We start from the raw sequence: 17,850 nt of genomic DNA on the forward strand, positions 1-17,850 counted from the left end.
CGTTTCGCCCTACCGGAGACAAGACAGTCATGGTGACGCTTCAGATCGATCCCTTTCCCGCCCAGGAGGAACTGGAGACACTCTGGATGGCCGCATGGGGCGAAAGTCCCGTGCGCGATTTTTCGAAGATCCTCCAGCGCAGCCTCGCGCATGTCTGCGCTAACGACGGAAGCGAGCTTGTCGGCTTCGTAAACGTCGCATGGGACGGCGGTATCCACGCCTTCCTCCTCGACACCTGCGTCCACCCGCGGCTGCAGCGCCAAGGCATAGCAGGCTGCATGGTCGAGACAGCGAGAGGACTTGCCCGCGACAGGGGCGCCCAGTGGCTTCACGTGGATTTCGAACCTCGCCTGACCCGATTCTATAGCGCTTGCGGCTTCGCGCCGACATCCGCCGGGATCATCCGACTATCCTAACCGGGACGCCGCTTGATCCGCCATCCCCTTGAATGACGGGCTGCCCCCCCAACACGGAAAAGCCCGGCGCAGGGCCGGGCTCTCCTCGTCTCGGACACGACGGCCGGAGCCGTCATGGCGTGATTACTGCGGGAAGTAGCTGTACTTGCCGTCCGGGCCCTTCTTCCACTCGTACATGACGTAGCCGGGAAGCTTCGGGTCGCCCTTTTCGTCGAAGGACATGTCGCCGAGAACGGTCTTGAACGGACCCTTTTCCTTCATCGCGGTGGCGACGGTTTCGGAATCGGTGGAGCCGGCAGCCTTGGCAGCTTCTGCGATCGTCTGCAGGGCGGCGTAGGAGTAGAGCGTGTAGGCTTCCGGGTTAAAGCCTGCGGCCTTGAACTTCTCGACCAGTTCCTTGTTCTCCGGGCGGAGCGTCGGATCGGGGCCGAAGGTGTTGAGCGTGCCGGCAACGGCGTCGCCGGCGATCGAGGCCAGCTCGTTGGACACGATGCCGTCACCCGAGACGAGCGTGGCCTTGAGGCCCTGGTCTGCCGACTGGCGGATGATCAGGCCGGCTTCGGTGTGGAGACCGCCCCAGTAGATGATCGAGACGCCGGCTTCCTTCATCTTGGCGATGAGGGCAGAGAAGTCCTTGTCGCCGGTGTTGACGCCTTCGTACATCACTTCCGTGATGCCGGCAGCGTTCATCGCCTTCTTGGTTTCGTCGGCAAGACCCTGGCCGTAAGGCGTCTTGTCGTGAATGACCGCGATCTTGGCGTCCTTGAACTTTTCGGCAAGGTAGGCGCCGGCAACGCCGCCTTGCTGGTCGTCACGGCCGCAGGTGCGGAACGTGTTCCAGAGGCCGCGCTCGGTGAACACCGGGTTGGTTGCAGCCGGCGTGATTTCGAGGATGCCGTTTTCGGCATAGACTTCCGACGCGGGAATGGAGACGCCCGAGTTGAAGTGACCGATGACGTACTTCACGCCGTCGGCGACGAACTTGTTGGCAACCGAGATGCCCTGCTTCGGGTCGGACACGTCGTCGCCGAGAACGATCTTGATCTGCTCGCCGTTGATGCCGCCGGCGGCGTTGATGTCAGCGGCTGCCTGCTCGGCACCCTTCTGGAGCTGCGCGCCGAATGCGGCGTTCGGACCGGTCAGCGGACCGGCAACAGCGATCGTGATGTCCGCCCAGGCCTGGCCGCTGAACGCGACCATGGCTGTCAGCGCAACAGCCGACAAAAGTGACTTCTTCATCCTGTAACTCCCAATTTTCAAGCGGGTCTGTTGCCATAGCCAACGCAGTTCCCACTCTGACTGCGCCGGTGTTCGTTGTGGCCGAGGCGATGCGCCTGCGGCTGTTCCCTTTATTATTTGTTCTTCCACGAGAAGGGCGAGGCCTTCTCGTAAAGCCAGTAATAGCTGCTGACCATTTGGCGTGTCCGGTAGAAACGGAACCCAGCGGTAGAAAACAGCAAAAGAATGATCGTGTCCACGACGTAGTAGTGCAGGCTGAACATCGTGCCGTTGAACAGTGCGTGATGCACGAAACGGATGCCGAGGCCGAGAAGCAGCGTGTAGACCACGACCGTCGTATAGGTCTGCCAGCCGTCCGCGACGCTCTTGCCCGTGCGCCAGGCGGTCCAGCCGCCGAGCACGCAGGTGATCAGCATGAACTGAAGGATCGAAGGCTCTTCGTGAAGAATGCCCTGCATGTCAGAAACTCCCGGTGGAAGGGATGAAGGAAGCGGCGCTCAATGGTGCCCGCCTTCCAGATAGGCCGCGCGCACTTCCGGATTGGCCAGCAATTCGCGGCCGCCGCCGCTCATCGTCACCTGTCCGTTGACCATCACATAGCCGCGATGCGACAGCTTGAGCGCGGCGAACGCGTTCTGCTCGACGAGAAACACGGTCAGGCCCTCTTCCTCGTTGAGCTTCTTGATCGCCGCGAAGATGCCCTTGACGATCAGGGGCGCAAGGCCCAGCGACGGCTCGTCGAGAAGCAGGAGCTTCGGGCGCGCCATCAGCGCGCGACCGATGGACAGCATCTGCTGCTCGCCGCCCGACAGCGTGCCGCCACGCTGCGACTGACGCTCTTTCAGACGCGGAAACAGGGTGAAGATCTTCTCGATGTCCTCGTTGAAATATTTGAGGTTATCGAGGCTCGCGCCCATCTGCAGGTTTTCATAGACCGTCATGCGCGGAAAGATGCGCCGGCCCTCGGGCGACTGCGCGATGCGCAGCCGGGCGATCTCGTGGGTCGGCATGCGGGTGATGTCCTGACCGTCGAAGATGACCGAGCCGGTGCGCGCCTGCGGGCTACCGCAGATGGTCATCATCAGCGTCGATTTGCCGGCGCCGTTGGCACCGATCATGCAGACGATCTCGCCGGGTTCCACGACGACATCGACGCCGCCAAGCGCCCGGATGTTGCCGTAATAGGTCTCGACACCCTTGACGTGAAGAAGCGGGCTCATGGGCGCTCTCCCGTGCTGCCGGTTCCATGACCGACCGTTGCCGCAACCTCTTCCACTTCCGCGATCACCTCGTCGACCTCATCATCCTCGACGCCGAGATAGGCCGCGATGACCTTCGGGTCGTTCTGCACGAACTGCGGATTGCCGTCCGAGATCTTCTGCCCGTATTCCAGCACGACGACATGGTCCGAAATCTCCATGACCACCGACATATCGTGCTCGATAAGCAGGATCGACGTGCCGGTGTCCGTGCGGATGTCGCGCAGCAGCGTGTTGAGCGCCAGCGACTCGCGCGGATTGAGACCCGCTGCCGGCTCGTCGAGGCAGAGAAGCTCCGGCTGGGTGCACATCGCCCGGGCGATTTCCAGACGGCGCTGGGCGCCGTAGGGCAGATCGCCGGCCGGATCGTCGGCCCGGTCCGTCAGCGACGCCTTGTCGAGCCAGTATTTCGCAAGCTCGATGCTGGCGAGCGACGCCTTCCGGTAGGCGGGAAAGCCGAACAGGCCGAGAATGGTATAGCCCGACGCCCGCATCAGCGCATTGTGCTGGGCGACCAGCAGGTTCTCCAGCACCGTCAGGCCCGAGAACAGGCGGATGTTCTGGAAGGTCCGTGCGACCTTCGCCCGCTTGGTGATCTCGAAATCCGGCAGGCGCTCCAGCAGGAACTCCTTGCCGCCCTTCTGGCGCATCGTGATCATGCCCATGGTCGGCTTGTAGAAGCCGGTGATGCAGTTGAACACGGTGGTCTTGCCGGCCCCGTTCGGGCCGATGAGGGCGGTGATCTCGCCGCGCGTCGCTTCGAACGAGAAGTCGTTGATGGCCATCAGGCCGCCGAAGCGCATGGAGAGATGTTCGACCTTGAGGATTGGATCCTTGGACATTGTCGTCGCCGTTCCCGTAACCATCAGCCGTGCCCTTCCTTGGTAAAGCTTCCCGACACGTTCTTGGCTTTGTGGAGGAAGGCCGACGGTGCGCGGGAACCGACGAAGCCACGCGGCTTGAACAGCATCACGACCACCATGGCGAGACCGAAGATCAGCATGCGATAGAGTTCCGGGGTGAAGTCTGGGCCGAAGACGACCTTGAGGAAGTTCATTTCCCGCAGCAGCTCCGTGCCGCCGACCATGACGACCGCGGCGATCGCGATGCCGGTCAGCGACCCCATGCCGCCGAGGACGACGATGGCGAGGATGACGGCGGATTCGATGAACACGAAGCTTTCGGGCGAGACGAAGCCCTGGCGGGCGGCGAAGAACGAGCCGGCGAAACCGCCGAACATGGCGCCCGTGGCAAAGGCGGTCAGCTTGGTCGTGACCGTATTGATGCCGAGCGAGCGGCAGGCGATCTCGTCCTCGCGCAGCGCTTCCCAGGCGCGACCGATCGGCATGCGGCGCAGGCGGATCGTCACATAGGCCGTGAGCATGCAGAGAAGCAGGATCACGTAGAACAGGAAGATCTTGTAGTAGGCCGACGACATCGGCAGGCCGAAGGCCTTGGCGAAGTTGGACGGCGACCCGACGTCGAACGACCAGATGCCGAAGATCGAAGCCTTGGCGATGCCCGAAATCCCGAAGGTGCCCTTGGTCACTTCCGTCCAGTTGATCAGCACGAGGCGGATGATCTCACCGAAGGCGAGCGTGACGATGGCGAGATAGTCGCCCCGCAGGCGCAGCACCGGGAAGCCGAGGACGATGCCCCAGAGCGCGGCGAAAATGCCCGCGAGCGGCAGCAGCACCCAGAAGGACAGGCCGAAATGCGTGGACAGGAGCGCATAGGAATAGGCGCCGACGGCGTAGAAAGCGACGTAGCCGAGATCGAGCAGGCCCGCGAGGCCGACCACGATGTTCAGGCCCCAGGCCAGCATGACGTAGATCAGGATCTGGATGCCGAAATTGTCGACCAGCAGAAGCGAGCCCTGCACGCCCCGCAGCATGACCGACACCGGCGGATAGATCAGCAGCGCGATCAGCGCGATCTTCAGAAAATGCCGGTGGAAGAAGCCCTTGTCCTCGGACACGTCGAGGATGCCGCTCTTGGCCTTCGCCAGCTTGCGCTTGTCGAGCGCCGGCCGGATGAAGGCGACGTTGACGAAGCGACCGACGGCCGCAACGCCCACGAACACCGCGAGCAGACCCCAGCGCATGCGCCAGACGAGCTCGTTGTTGATGTTCTGATAGGTCTCGACACCGACGAAGAGGCAGAAGAGGCCGAGCGAGACGAGGCCCGCGAAGAAACCTTCCTTGAGCGCGCGCGCCATCACGCTGGGTTCGGCATGCGGCTCGGAAACGGGAGAGGAAATGTTCGCCATGGACTTATACCTTCTCCACTTCGGGCCGGCCGAGAATGCCGGTCGGCTTGAAAATCAGAACGACCGCGAGAATGACGAAGGTCGCGACGTCCTTGTAGGCGATGGAGAAATAGGCCGACCACAGGCTTTCGATGAGACCGATGAGGATGCCGCCGAGGACGGCGCCCGGCAGCGAGCCGATGCCGCCGAGAACGGCCGCCGTAAAGGCCTTCACGCCGGGGATGAAGCCATCGGTGAAGACGGCGACACCGTAATACATCAGATACATCGTGCCGGCGACGGCGGCGAGCGCCGCACCCATGATGAAGGTGATGGAAATCGTCCGGTCGACGTCGATGCCGAGCAGTGCCGCCATCTTGCGGTCCTGCTCCGTTGCGCGCTGGGCACGGCCGAGCGGCGTCTTGTTGACGATGTACCAGAAGATGGTGAGGAGGACCGCGGTGACGACGATGATCACGATCTGCTTCAGCGAGATCGAGATGCCGAGCACCTGATAGTTGGAGTTCACCAGCGGCGGGATCGGCTTGTTGCGCGGCCCCTGCACGACCTGGATGAAGTTGGACAGCGCGATCGACATGCCGATGGCGGTGATCAGCGGCGCGAGCCGGAACGATCCGCGCAACGGCCGGTAGGCGATCCGCTCGATCGTCCAGTTCCACAGGCCCGCCAGCAGCATGGCCACGATCATCATCACCAGAAGAGCGAGGACGACCGGAATGCCGGCAAAGAGGGTCGTAAGAATGAGAAAGACGATGAGGGCCGCAAAACTGCCGAGCATGAAGATATCGCCATGGGCGAAGTTGATCATGCCGATAATGCCGTAAACCATCGTATAGCCGATGGCGATCATGCCGTAGATAGATCCGAGAGTCAGCCCGTTGACGAGCTGCTGGACGAAATACACCATCAATTTTCCCCTGGACCAGATCCTTTGGCAGGTCCGGCCTCTTGTTCTGCAGTCCTTTTCGGACCCGACGTTTGCGGGGATTCCATACTGTTTTCGTTCGAAAAGAAAAGCACAAAAAGGAGGCACCCAACAGATTCTTTTCCGTCGGGAAACTTTCTGGCGGTTTCCTCGGCAATCGGCCAATGGGGAAGCATTGAGCGCTTACATTTTAAGCAAATCAGCAGGTTGACGAGGGGTGCGGCCGTGCGGCGATGATGTCATGAAGCTGTATTTGCTGCCAAAATACGCGATGCTCCTGCCGCGGCAGCGGGATCGCGCGCGCAGCGCGTCGTCCACAACGCCACGAATTGTAACGCCCGGTCACAGGGATTTGCCTGACGAATGCGGCAGAACCCTGTATGGTTGTGGAGATAACGCGGTCGGCGCCGGGAGGCAGGCCACCGCCAGGCCGAAAAGGAGCGCGGCGAGCGCGATGTTGGACGTGTTGGAGAGGGCGGCTGTCGAGGCCGGGCGGGCGGTCATCGACGTCTATAATGTGGGCGCGGATGTCCGTTACAAGGAGGATGCGTCGCCGGTGACGGATGCGGACGAAACCGCCGAACGCATCATCCTGCGCCATCTCCAGGGTGCCTTTCCCGGCATTCCCGTGGTTGCGGAGGAAGCCGCATCTGCCGGCCTCGTTCCCGATATCGACGGACGCGCCTTTTTCCTCGTCGATCCGCTGGACGGAACGAAGGAATTCGTGGGACGCAATCACGACTTCACGGTCAATATCGCGCTGATCGAACAGGGCGCGCCGACGCTGGGCGTGGTCTACGCCCCGGCTCTCGGCATTCTCTACGCCGCCGAGCGCAACCGCGCCCGCAAGTCCGTCGTGTCCGGCCAGACGGATATCGGCACCCCCACCGTCATCGGCTGCCGCCAGCGCGGCGACCGCATCGTGGCGCTGGCCAGCCGCTCGCACAACAGCGCGGAAACCATCGCCTACCTCGCCGAGCACGGCGTCACCGACTACGAGTCGGTCGGCTCGTCCCTCAAGTTCTGCCTGCTGGCCGAAGGTCTCGCCGACATCTATCCGCGTCTCAGCCGCACGATGGAGTGGGACACGGCGGCCGGCGATGCCGTGTTGCGCGCGGCCGGCGGGGAAACCGTGACCATGGACGGCAATCCGCTCTTCTACGGCAAGCGCAACCAGATCTATGACGTGGACTTCGCCAATCCGCACTTCGTCTCCCGCGGCCGGGCCTGACGCGTGCCGCGCTTCGGAGCCTAGCCGCGGCTGCGCCCGCACCCCGCACGCTCCGCCGCCGGCGGGGAAAGACATCGGCAAAAACCTCATGAAAACAGAGCCGCACCACCCTGCGGCTCCCCGCCCTCGCGATCGCGCGCACACTGCCGGAACCCCGACAGGAGATGCCGATGACCGAGATGACCCCGAACCTCGAAATGCCCTATATCCTGCCGTCGCAGGCGCAGAAGCATGTGACGCATAACGAGGCCCTGCAGCGGCTGGATGCCGTGACACAGCTCGTGATCGCCGCGCGTCTGGCGCATCCACCCGAGAACCCTGGCGAAGGCGCCTGCTACGAGGTGGCCCCCGCGCCGACGGACGCCTGGATCGGCAAGGCCGGCAAGATCGCCGTTCGGCAGGATGGCGTCTGGACCTTCGTCACGCCCCGCCCCGGCTGGCGCGCCGTCTTTGCGGGCGACGCCCGCCTCTACATCCATGACGGGACGGCCTTCCGCCTCTACGATGCCACGGCAGGTCTCGAGCGGATGGGCGTCAACGCGACCGCCGACGAGGTCAACCGGCTCGCGGTGTCGGCAGATGCCACGCTCCTCAGCCATGCCGGCCACGGCCATCAGCTGAAGATCAACAAGGCCTCGCCCGGAGATACGGCGAGCCTTCTTTTCCAGAGCGGCTGGTCCGGTCGGGCGGAGATAGGGCTTGCCGGCACGGAGAGCTTCGCGATCAAGACGAGTGCCGACGGCGCATCGTGGCAGGAGGCGCTCAGCGTGGACGCCGCCGGCCGCGTTCACCTGCCGCACAGGCCCATCGCCCGCGCCAGCACGGCGGCGGGCACGGCAACGCCGGCGGACGGCAGCGAACGCGGTTTCACGACAATGCCGCTGTCGCAGGGCGGGTTTGCGCTCGGCTCGGCCGTGACCGGCGGCGGCAACGGCCTCGTCGTGCCGGCAACCGGCATCTACCTGGTCATGCTCAAGGCGGAGGTCGAGCCGATCGGCGCGTTTTCGCTGGCGGTGAAGGCGGGGTCGCGTGCCATCGCCACGCTGCGCGGATATTCCGGCCCCGCGGCCCGGCACTCCGCCATGGTCATAGGCCTTGCCGCCATGACGGCTTGGGATGAGCTGACCCTGGCACATACAGGCAGCGCCACCCTCACCTTCGGCGAGGACCGGACGGAGGTCCTTATCGCGATGCTTTAGACGAGGCTTTAGACGAGGCTTCGGCGGGTGTCGCGTCGGCATCCGCCGCACCCGACACGGAGGCGAGCAGCTGGCTCATCGAGGTCTCGTTGAAGGGCTTGGTGATGCGCGGCCGGTCGCGGTGGCTGCCGGGAAACATGGCGCTTTCGCCATAGCCGCTGACGAAACCGAACGGCGTTTCGCGGGACACGAGGATGTTGGCGAAATCGAAACTCGTCTCGCTACCGAGATTGACGTCGAGCAGGGCGAAGTCGAACACATGCTCTTCGACAAGCTGCCGCGCCTGCGCGACATTGGTGGCGATATCGACCGTCTCGACGCCCAGCGTGCGCAGAATATCCTCGGCTTCCATCGCAATGATGAAATTGTCTTCCAACACGAGGACGCGTTTGATTGACGAAAGTGTTTCCAAACGCAGCACCAAGATCCAATCGTTAAGAGGCTATTCGGGTTGCCCAACCCACACATATGATTCGACATCCCCGGATGCAACACTAGAGCCTATCACGCAAGCTCACATTTAAATAAGACATAGCAAGGATTGGCCGGATTCCCCGCCACGATGCCACGTGTCACGCGTCAAAATCGCGCCCGGCGCTGCCGGAAACGACGGTAAAATCCGCCGTGTGTTTTCGCAAGCCCTCATGTTGCACTGGAACTTTTAACAGTTCGCGCGCATTGTGCTCCGTGGGAACGCAAGGGAGGATATCATGACAGCCAGCGAGATCGAAAGACTGGAACAGGCCGCGAGGAGCGTCTTCGGCCATGATGACGGAGACACCGTCATTGTCGAGGAAAAGCCGAGCCTTACCGATCGTATGCGCGCCTTCTTCCAGAAGCGGCTGCCCGCCCGCACGCTGCCGGCGCCGGGCGTATGAGCGCGGCACCTATCAGATAAACGGACGCCGGACGGCTTCCAGACCGTCCCAGTCCGCGGCCCGCATGAGGCCCTCGGGGTCCAGCACGTCGCACCCGCGATCCGCCCAGCGGATAAGGTTGCGCTCGGCCAGCTTCTTCAGCGTTTTGTTCGTGTGCACGATCGACAGACCCAGCGTGTCGGCGACATGCTGCTGCGTCAGCGGAATCGACACACGCTCGCCCCGGAAAAGGTTCGACGCGGCTGCCCGTTGCGACAGGAACGACAGCAGATAGGCCGCCCGCTCCAGAGCGGTGCGCCGCCCGATACTCAGCAGATGCTCATCGAGAATCCGCTCCTCCTGCGAGGCGATCCAGGTGACGTCGAAAGCAAGATCGGGATGGTTGCGATAGACCTGTCCGAGGCGTTCGCGCTCGAACACGCAGAGCGTCAGCGCCGACAGCGCCTCCACCGAATGCTTCATCTCCCCCATCAGGCTACCCTGCAGGCCGACGAGATCGCCCGGCATGATGTAATTCAGGATCTGCCGCCGGCCGTCGCCCAGCATCTTGTAGCGAAAGCCCCACCCAGACAGCACCGTGAAGAGGTGCGCGCTGTGACTTCCCTCGCTAAGCACCGTCGTTCCCGCATCGACGGAGAGTTCGCCGGTCTTGAAATGCGAGACGAATGCAAGTTCCTCTGGCTGAAATTCGCGGAAGGTCGGCAGGTGACGCAGGGGACACTGCTCGCACGGCGTCTGCCGGCTATTGCGCGTTCTCGGGGGATACATTGGCACTCGAAGCGGGAGACGGATGGATGACGGAAGCAGAAGAGCAGGGAAAGCCGGGCGGAGCGAAGAGGATGGACTTGAGCCTTCTCCTTACCTAGTTTCGCGCGCGACACTATTAAATTTGCTAACCGCACGCCTCATAAATGAGGCCGCAGATCTCGGACCGACCATGACACATGCCGCCTTCGCCGCCAATGCCGTTGCCGTCGTCACCGGAGCCGCCTCGGGCATCGGCCTTGCCGCCGCCCGCCGCTTCGCATCTCTCGGCATGACGGTGGTGCTGGCCGACCGCAAGGGCGAGCGCCTGAGGGAAGCGGCACGGTCGGTTGCGCAGGGCTCGCCGCGGGGCGCGGCGGGCGTTCTCGCCTGCGCGACGGACGTGTCCGAAATGGAAGCGCTCGAAGCCCTGCAGGAAGAGGTCATCGAGCGGTTCGGCAAGGTCAACGTCCTCATGAACAATGCCGGCATCCAGCCCGGCAGCACGCTTTTCGGCCCGCTGGAGAACTGGGAGCGTGTGATGGCCGTCAATCTCGGCGGCGTCGTCAACGGCACGCGCGTCTTCGGCCCCGGCATGATCGCGCATGGCGAACCCGGGCTGATCATCAACACCGGCTCCAAGCAGGGCATCACCACGCCGCCCGGAGACCCCGCCTACAATGTGGCGAAAGCGGGCGTCAAAGCCTTCTCCGAAGCGCTCGAGCACGAGCTGCGCAACACGGCCGGCTGCCGCATCGCGTCGCATCTCCTCATTCCCGGCTTCGTCTATACCGGGCTCACCGCCAACGGCCGCACGGAGAAGCCCGAGGCCGCCTGGACGCCGGAGCAGACGGTGGACTTCATGATCGACAGCATCGCGCGTGGCGATTTCTACATTCTCTGCCCCGACAACGATGTCAGCCGGGACCTCGACGAGAAACGCATCCTGTGGGCCGCCGGCGACATCGTCGAGAATCGGCCGCCGCTCTCCCGCTGGCATCCCGACCACGCCGAAGCCTTTCGCACCTATCTGACGCAGGACCGCCCGCGGCAGGCGGGAGACCCTGCATGACGGCGGTATCGACGGGCTCCGGCCTCGAAACACCGCGCGGCACCAGCGGCCTCCACCACATCACCCTCATCACCCGCAAGGTGCAGGCAAACGTCGATTTTTACGCCGGCTTTCTCGGCCTGCGCCTTGTCAAGCGGACGGCGGGTTTCGAGGATGCAGCACAGCTGCACTTGTTTTATGGCGACCGCATCGGCGCGCCCGGCTCGCTCGTCTCCTTCCTCGTCTGGGAAGACGGCGGGCCCGGCCGCGTCGGCGAAGGCCAGCCGAGCGAGATCGCCTTTGCCATCGCCCCGGGATCGATCGGCTTCTGGCTCCAGCGCGCCTTGCGCGACCTCGTGCCCGTTTCCGGCCCCGCGCCGGAATTCGGCGAGCCCGTGCTGCGCCTGAAGGATCCGGACGGCGTCATCGTCAAGCTGGTGGGCACGACCGACCTTGCGGGCGTCGAACCTGCCTATGCCGCCGGCATTCCGCCGGAGGATGCGATCCGCGCGCTGCGCGGCGCCACCATCCTCACCAGCCGCCCCGTGGACACCGCAGCCTTCCTCGAGCGCCACACCGGCTTTCGCTCGGCCGAGCGCACCGAAACGATCGAGCGCCTGCGCTCGGATGCCGGCGACGTGATCGACGTGCGCGACGCGACCGGCTTCTGGACCTCGGCTCCGGGCACCGGGACGATCGACCACATCGCCGTGCGCGCGCCCGACCGTGCGGCCGTGAAGGCCTTGCGGGACCGCCTCGGCGCGGAGGATGCCGGCCCGACGCCCGCGCATGACCGCACCTATTTCTTCTCCCTCTACGTCCGTGAACCCGGCGGCAGCCTCATCGAGGTCGCGACCGACGGACCGGGCATGGCCATCGACGAGGACGAATCCGCTCTGGGCACGCGGCTGTTCGTGCCCGGACAGGGTGCGGACGGGCCAGACGAGGAGATGACCGTCCTTCTCCCGCAGTTCGGTCTTCCCGGCGAGGAGCGTTTCGCGGCCCGCGATCTGCCCTTCATCCATCGCCTGCATCAGGCGGCGGAGCCCGACGGCACCACGCTGTTCCTGCTGCACGGCAGTGGCGGCAACGAGCTCAGCCTCCTGCCGCTCGCGCGCAAGGCGGCGCCGAACGCCCTGCTCGTCGCCCTTCGGGGTCGCAGTCTGGAGGAAGGCGCGCCGCGTTTCTACCGGCGCCTGGGGGCCACGACCTTCGATCAGGCCGATATCGCCAGCGAGGCGGAAGCCCTCGCCGCCTTCGTCGCCGGTGCGGCGTCCGGTTATGGCATCGATCTCGCGCACGCCAGCTTTCTCGGCTATTCCAACGGCGCGAACCTGATTGCTGCGACGCTGTTCCTGCAGCCGGGCCTCATCCGCCGGGCCGCCCTTCTGCGCAGCATGATGCCGCTGGAAACGATCCCGCCGGCCGACCTGTCCGGCACAGAGGTGCTGATCGTCTCGGGAGCCGATGACAGCTTCGACGCCTACCGCCCGGCGCAGGTGGCCGCGCTTGCGGACGCCGGTGCCGAAACGACGGTCGTCACGCTTTCCGCCGGCCACGAGCTGTCGCCGCAGGATGCAGGCACGATCGCCGGCTGGCTGCGCGTGCTGTCGGCGTGACACATGCCGTCGGCGCGCACAGGCCGGGGCACATTACTTGCGGAAGTCGATCTTGACGCGGGCGACGGGCAGGATCGTCTTCCACACCACGGCCGTGTTCGACATGGTCCTGCCGTCGCGCGAGAAGGTCAGCGTATCGAAGAAGCGATAGACATCCTGCTTCGGACCGGGATCGAGATCCACGAGATAGTTGAACCGCACGACATTGCCGTCCACCCGCACCGTCGTCCCGCCGATCACGTCCTCGCGCGTTCCGCTATAGGTGGCGGGGCCGGTGCGCACGAAATGCCAGGTCTTGCGCTCCGTCTGCCCGTCATCGTAGCGGATGTCCTCCCGCAGGGTGAGCCCGGTCTTCGTCACCGTGCCGCGCACCGCGATATCGAGGTCGCGCCGCGTGCCGTTGATGGCGCGGAAGGTTCCCGTCGCCCGGGCCTGACCCCGGAAGAAGCGTTCCATGACGGTCTCCCGCATCACGCCCGCGCCCTTGCCCGCAGGCTGGGCGGAGGCACTGAGGGAACCGGACAGGAGGCTGGCGGCAAGGCTGGCGGCAAAAAGGGCGGTCGATGCGATCTTCATGATGATCTCCATTCTGTCATGACGATGATACGGATCTGCGGGCAGAACGGTTTCCTCTCCTCTCCCGGTAAAACGTCGCGAGGGCCCGAACCATAGGCGACCTTTTCTCGTCACTGTGGGAACGGCTTCTGGAAATGTGCGGAAAATCGTCCTAAGTTCGGCCGAACCCGTTTCCGGCGCAAATCAGCCACCATTCTCCCCGAACGCTCAAGCCCGCAAAGTCTCTCGACGCTGATCCGCGGCGGCCTCCCAACCTCCGGACCAGCGTCCCTTTACAGGAACGAACCCATGCCGAAATTCAATCCGCTGGTCGCCCGGCTGTCGCCGCCGCCCGTTCCCTCGGTCGCCGCTTGGGCCAAGAGCTACGACGGCAGCCGCGGCCCCCTGCTCGACCTCAGCCAGGCCGTGCCGGGCTATCCGCCTCATCCCGACATGCTGGCCTGGCTCGGCGAGGCCGCGGCTTCGAGGCAGGCGGCCGGTTATGGCCCGATCGAAGGGGAAATTCCCCTGCGCACCGCCTATGGCAACCATGTCGCCGGCCTTTACGGCGCGCCGCTGACGGGCCGCAACGTCCAGATCACAGCCGGCTGCAATCAGGCCTTCGTCGCCACCGTCATCGCGCTTGCCGGTGCCGGCGATACGATCCTGATGACCAACCCCTATTACTTCAACCATGAGACGACGCTGTCGATGCTCGGCATCAACGTCGATATCGTTCCCTGCGATGCCAAAAGCGGCTTCATCCCGGATGTCGATTCCATCGAGGCGTCGCTGCATTCCGGCGTCAAGGCGCTTGCGCTGGTGTCGCCGAACAATCCGACGGGCGCCGTCTACCCCGCCGCCCTTCTGGGCGACATCTTCGACCTTTGCCGCCGCAACGATATCTGGCTGATCCTCGACGAAACCTACCGCGACTTCCTGACCGACACGGCCGAGCCGCCGCATGGCATCTTCTCGATCGAGGGCTGGCAGAACCACTTCGTCAGCCTCTACAGCTTCTCGAAGTCCTATTGCATCCCCGGCCACCGGATCGGTGCCATCACCTGCGGCATGCAGACGGTCCACCAGATCGCGAAGATCATGGACAATCTGCAGATCTGCCCGCCCCGCGCCGGTCAGATCGCACTGGTGAAGGCGATCCCGGCCCTTGCCGACTGGCGCGCGAAGAACCGGCTGGAAATCGGCCGGCGCAGTGCCGCCATGCAGGCCGTGATGGCCGGTCTCGATGGCTGGAAGCTCGAAGCCATCGGCGCCTACTTCGCCTATGTCCGCCACCCCTACCCCGACATCAGCGCCGAATTCGTTGCGGGGAAGCTCGCGACGCTCGCCGGCGTCGTCTGCCTGCCGGGCGATTATTTCGGCGAGATCCAGGAAGGTTTCCTGCGCTTCGCCTTCGCGAATGCCGATGTGGAGACCATCGGCCTCCTGCGCAAGCGCCTCGAGGACTTCAAGCTGCCCGGCATCTGACCTCGAACGCTATCTGAAACGACAAAACCGGACCGCGGGTAGCAACCACGATCCGGTTTTGCAATGCCAGAGATGAAAGCGCTCAGATCGCTCCGAACACGCAGGCGCCGATGAAGGCGAAGGCCGCGACCAGCGTCAGCGTGCGGAGAACCGCATGAAGGCTCGGCAGGGCTGCCGTCGAGACGGCGTTGGAATATCGGGCGTGGGGACCGTGCAGGACCTGTTTCGACGTTCGCATCATATCCTCCAGAACTAGCGAGCCGCTGTCACATTTCGCAAAATCGACCATGATCGGCTCTGCGTCTACATTCGTGGATTTCCACCGATTTCATAGACAATTTATTCCACGTCACCGATCGTTTTCAGAATTTCCTACTTTTCTCTCGGTGACCTCTGCGCTGAAAACGTTAACGCCCGTTCATGGTTCCCGGTGCGGCGAGGATTTGTCCGGCCGCCTCCCGCCGGCATCGAAGATCCCTGTCTCGCGACGGCTCATGAACCGTGAAAACAGATGACTTTCGGCACGGCTCGCCTATATCTCTCCCCCCAGGACGCAACCGGACCATGCGGGGCGACCGAACCCATTTCGAGATGCGCCATGCCGAGTTCTTTCCCGCCAGAAACCGCCGATCCGACGCCCGTTTCCGGCAAGCGCTGGACGACGATCGCAGCCTCCCGAGGCGAGATCGCGGCGCTTCTGGAAAGCCGGGACTGGAGCCGGACGCCGCTCGGCGCGCGCGAGACGTGGCCGGCGTCGCTGACGAGCCTGGTTCGCACGGTTCTGTCGTCGCCGGTTGCCATGACGCTGCTGCTCGGTCCGCACGGCATCATGATCTATAATGCCGGATATGCCGTCATCGCCGGCGGGCGCCATCCCGCATGCTTCGGCATGTCGGCCATCGCCAGCTGGCCCGAAGTCGCCGACTTCAACCGCACCATCATCGACGGCGTGCTGGACGGTGCGTGCTTCTCGTATGCCAACATGGAAATGACGCTGAACCGCAGCGGCGCGCCGGAACGCGTGTGGTTCGATCTCGACTACAGCCCCGTCTTCGCCGATGACGGCGCCGTCATCGGCGCTCTCGCGGTCGTCGTGGAAACGACGAAGGCGGTGGAAGCCGAACAGGCTCTCTTGCGCAACCGCGAAAAGCTGTCGCTTGCCCTGCAAGCCTCCGGCGTCGTCGGCATCTGGGACTGGGACGTCGTCGCAGACCGCGTCTATGCCGACGACAGGTTCGCCTCCCTCTACGGCGTCGATCCGAAGGCGGCGGCGACGGACGGCGTGCCGATCTCCGGCTTCACCGCCGCCATTCACCCCGACGATGCCGGACGTGTGTCCGGCGTGCTGCAAAACGTGATGAGCACGGGCGAGAAGCTCGCGATCGAGTACAGGCTCGTCCAGGCGGACGGGTCCGTACGGTGGGTGCTGGCGGAAGGGCAGCCGTTGCTCGAAAACGGCACCTGCATCCGCTTCCCTGGCATCGCGGTCGATATCACCGCGCAGAAGGAGGTGGCGGAAGCCTATGCGCAGTCGGAAACCGGGTTCCGCATCCTGGCCGACACCATGCCGCAGATGGTGTGGTCGACGCGGCCCGACGGATTTCACGATTACTACAATGCCCGCTGGTACGAGTTCACCGGCGTTCCCCCGGGATCGACGGACGGAGCCGGCTGGAACGGTCTTTTCCACGCGGAAGATCAGCAGCGGGCCTGGGCGGTCTGGCGCGAGAGCCTCGAGACCGGCGTTCCCTACCAGATCGAATATCGGCTGCGCCATCACAGCGGGTCCTATCGCTGGGTGCTCGGCCGCGCTCTGCCCATCCGCGATGCCGATGGGCGGATCACGCGCTGGTACGGCACCTGCACCGACATTCACGATGCCAAGATGGCGCAGGCCGAGCGTGAGGTCGTCGCGCATGAGCTCAGCCACCGCATCAAGAACATCTTCTCCGTGCTGAGCGGCATCATCAGCCTGTCCGCGCGTTCCGAGCCTCAGGCCCGCGGCTTTGCCGAGCAGTTGCGCAAGCGTATCGACGCCATGGGCCGCGCGCATGATTTCGTGCGGCCGCACAGCGAGGCGTCGCGCCCGACCATGCCGGACACCACGCTGTTCAATCTTCTGGCAAGACTGCTCGAACCCTATTGGGGCGAGGACGGAACAGGCGCGATCGAACTGCACGGCGACGATACCGCCATCGCCGACAGCGCCGCCACGCCTCTCGCCCTGCTTCTCCACGAACTCGGAACCAACTCGGCGAAATACGGCGCTCTCTCCACGGCCGACGGCCGGGTCGCGATCACCGGACGCATCGACGGCGAAACCTATCATCTCCGCTGGAAGGAACAGGTTCCGGGCGTCGTCATCGCCGCGCCCGAGCGGGACGGCTTCGGGTCGCGGCTGATGAAGATCAGCGCCGAAGGCCAGCTGGAGGGACGGCTGGAGCGCTCCTGGGAACCGGATGGCTTGCGGATCGAGGCGTCCATTCCGCTCAGCGCACTGACCCGCAGCGGACGCCTCGGGCGCCGCTAGGCGATCCGTCTCAGGCGAAAACGCGAAGACGGGCAGGCGCATGCGCCTGCCGCGCTTCGCGCAGAGCGACCGTGTAGCGCACGGCGGCCTTCAGGTCGTCTTCCGCCACAGGCTTCGGCAACACGCCGACGGCACCCGGAAACGCCTCGCCGACCTGCGAAGGATTGGCTGTCATGAAAAGAACGGTCATGCCGTGACGCTCGGCCAGCATCCGGCCGATATCGCGGCCTGTGGCGCCATCACGCAGGTTCAGATCGACGAGGGCGATATCGGCGAGCGGACCGAGCTTGATCGCGGAGGCCGTATCGGCGGCAATGCCAACGGGCCGGTGGCCCAGTTCCTCGACGACGTACTCGATCTCGGTCGCGACGAAAACCTCGTCCTCGACCACCATGATATTGCAGCTCATATCGACATGCCCACTTCACCAGACTACACCGCCGCCCC

At 64.3% G+C, this 17,850-nt stretch carries 19 protein-coding genes; 8 read left to right on the forward strand and 11 right to left on the reverse strand.

What is annotated here, in order from left to right:
- Positions 1–29: 29 nt before the first annotated feature.
- The gene (locus tag LRX75_RS09130; RefSeq protein ID WP_231813652.1) at positions 30–416 is read left to right on the forward strand and encodes a GNAT family N-acetyltransferase; all 387 of its coding nucleotides are present in this window, start codon (positions 30–32) and stop codon (positions 414–416) included.
- 123 nt (positions 417–539) lie between these two features.
- Here LRX75_RS09130 and LRX75_RS09135 read toward each other — a convergent pair whose 3' ends face one another.
- The 6 genes from LRX75_RS09135 to LRX75_RS09160 form a co-directional block, all read right to left on the reverse strand.
- A complete protein-coding gene (locus LRX75_RS09135) occupies positions 540–1,655 on the reverse strand; it encodes a branched-chain amino acid ABC transporter substrate-binding protein (protein WP_113150925.1) in 1,116 nt (371 codons plus the stop codon).
- Positions 1,656–1,768: 113 nt separating this feature from the next.
- A complete protein-coding gene (locus LRX75_RS09140; RefSeq protein ID WP_110728483.1) occupies positions 1,769–2,113 on the reverse strand; it encodes a DUF6867 family protein in 345 nt (114 codons plus the stop codon).
- 39 nt (positions 2,114–2,152) lie between these two features.
- Positions 2,153–2,875 (reverse strand): ABC transporter ATP-binding protein, encoded by a 723-nt coding sequence (locus tag LRX75_RS09145; protein WP_062591936.1) that lies wholly within the window; start codon positions 2,873–2,875, stop codon positions 2,153–2,155.
- Entirely contained in the window at positions 2,872–3,780 is a 909-nt protein-coding gene (locus tag LRX75_RS09150; RefSeq protein WP_113150926.1) for an ABC transporter ATP-binding protein, read from the reverse strand. The genes LRX75_RS09145 and LRX75_RS09150 overlap by 4 nt, the downstream gene beginning before the upstream one ends.
- Positions 3,780–5,183: a high-affinity branched-chain amino acid ABC transporter permease LivM gene (gene livM / locus LRX75_RS09155; protein ID WP_231813654.1), complete on the reverse strand. Its 1,404-nt coding sequence runs from the start codon at positions 5,181–5,183 to the stop codon at positions 3,780–3,782. Before livM ends, LRX75_RS09150 begins: the two co-directional genes overlap by 1 nt.
- Before the next feature lie 4 nt (positions 5,184–5,187).
- A complete protein-coding gene (locus tag LRX75_RS09160) occupies positions 5,188–6,090 on the reverse strand; it encodes a branched-chain amino acid ABC transporter permease (protein ID WP_113150928.1) in 903 nt (300 codons plus the stop codon).
- A 472-nt stretch (positions 6,091–6,562) separates the two neighbouring features.
- On the opposite strand from LRX75_RS09160, the gene cysQ reads away from it, so the two are divergent.
- Both cysQ and LRX75_RS09170 read left to right on the forward strand, forming a co-directional pair.
- Entirely contained in the window at positions 6,563–7,339 is a 777-nt protein-coding gene (cysQ, locus tag LRX75_RS09165) for a 3'(2'),5'-bisphosphate nucleotidase CysQ (RefSeq protein WP_113150929.1), read from the forward strand.
- 170 nt (positions 7,340–7,509) lie between these two features.
- Entirely contained in the window at positions 7,510–8,538 is a 1,029-nt protein-coding gene (locus LRX75_RS09170) for a DUF2793 domain-containing protein (protein ID WP_231813656.1), read from the forward strand.
- Here LRX75_RS09170 and LRX75_RS09175 read toward each other — a convergent pair.
- Positions 8,522–8,917 carry a response regulator gene (locus tag LRX75_RS09175; RefSeq protein WP_338110296.1) on the reverse strand — a complete coding sequence of 132 codons (396 nt, stop codon included), beginning with the start codon at positions 8,915–8,917 and terminating at the stop codon, positions 8,522–8,524. The genes LRX75_RS09170 and LRX75_RS09175 overlap by 17 nt on opposite strands.
- Before the next feature lie 331 nt (positions 8,918–9,248).
- Here LRX75_RS09175 and LRX75_RS09180 point away from each other — a divergent pair, with 331 nt between their 5' ends.
- Positions 9,249–9,416, forward strand: a complete 168-nt coding sequence (locus tag LRX75_RS09180) for a hypothetical protein (protein WP_231813657.1) — start codon at positions 9,249–9,251, stop codon at positions 9,414–9,416.
- Positions 9,417–9,428: 12 nt separating this feature from the next.
- Here the strand turns inward: LRX75_RS09180 and LRX75_RS09185 are convergent, their stop codons facing one another.
- Positions 9,429–10,184, reverse strand: a complete 756-nt coding sequence (locus tag LRX75_RS09185; protein ID WP_113150931.1) for a Crp/Fnr family transcriptional regulator — start codon at positions 10,182–10,184, stop codon at positions 9,429–9,431.
- A gap of 169 nt (positions 10,185–10,353) precedes the next feature.
- Between LRX75_RS09185 and LRX75_RS09190 the strand changes: the two genes are divergently transcribed.
- Both LRX75_RS09190 and LRX75_RS09195 read left to right on the forward strand, forming a co-directional pair.
- On the forward strand, positions 10,354–11,232 hold the full coding sequence (locus tag LRX75_RS09190) for an SDR family NAD(P)-dependent oxidoreductase (RefSeq protein WP_231813659.1): 879 nt from the start codon (positions 10,354–10,356) through the stop codon (positions 11,230–11,232).
- Positions 11,229–12,830: a VOC family protein gene (locus LRX75_RS09195; protein ID WP_231813661.1), complete on the forward strand. Its 1,602-nt coding sequence runs from the start codon at positions 11,229–11,231 to the stop codon at positions 12,828–12,830. The genes LRX75_RS09190 and LRX75_RS09195 overlap by 4 nt, the downstream gene beginning before the upstream one ends.
- Positions 12,831–12,863: 33 nt before the next feature.
- Here LRX75_RS09195 and LRX75_RS09200 read toward each other — a convergent pair whose 3' ends face one another.
- Complete coding sequence (locus LRX75_RS09200; protein ID WP_231813663.1) at positions 12,864–13,406, reverse strand: DUF3833 family protein; 543 nt, start codon at positions 13,404–13,406, stop codon at positions 12,864–12,866.
- Positions 13,407–13,694: 288 nt separating this feature from the next.
- Between LRX75_RS09200 and LRX75_RS09205 the strand changes: the two genes are divergently transcribed.
- A complete protein-coding gene (locus tag LRX75_RS09205; RefSeq protein WP_231813664.1) occupies positions 13,695–14,873 on the forward strand; it encodes an aminotransferase in 1,179 nt (392 codons plus the stop codon).
- A gap of 82 nt (positions 14,874–14,955) precedes the next feature.
- On the opposite strand, the gene LRX75_RS09210 is transcribed toward LRX75_RS09205, so the two are convergent.
- Positions 14,956–15,162 carry a hypothetical protein gene (locus LRX75_RS09210; protein ID WP_113150936.1) on the reverse strand — a complete coding sequence of 69 codons (207 nt, stop codon included), beginning with the start codon at positions 15,160–15,162 and terminating at the stop codon, positions 14,956–14,958.
- 309 nt (positions 15,163–15,471) lie between these two features.
- On the opposite strand from LRX75_RS09210, the gene LRX75_RS09215 reads away from it, so the two are divergent.
- Positions 15,472–17,403 carry a PAS domain-containing sensor histidine kinase gene (locus tag LRX75_RS09215; RefSeq protein ID WP_231813666.1) on the forward strand — a complete coding sequence of 644 codons (1,932 nt, stop codon included), beginning with the start codon at positions 15,472–15,474 and terminating at the stop codon, positions 17,401–17,403.
- Positions 17,404–17,413: 10 nt separating this feature from the next.
- Here LRX75_RS09215 and LRX75_RS09220 read toward each other — a convergent pair whose 3' ends face one another.
- Positions 17,414–17,812, reverse strand: coding sequence for a response regulator (locus tag LRX75_RS09220; protein WP_231813668.1), 399 nt, complete (start codon positions 17,810–17,812; stop codon positions 17,414–17,416).
- Positions 17,813–17,850: the final 38 nt, after the last annotated feature.

This window comes from Rhizobium quercicola, assembly GCF_021168455.1.
Lineage (GTDB): Bacteria > Pseudomonadota > Alphaproteobacteria > Rhizobiales > Rhizobiaceae > Ferranicluibacter > Ferranicluibacter quercicola.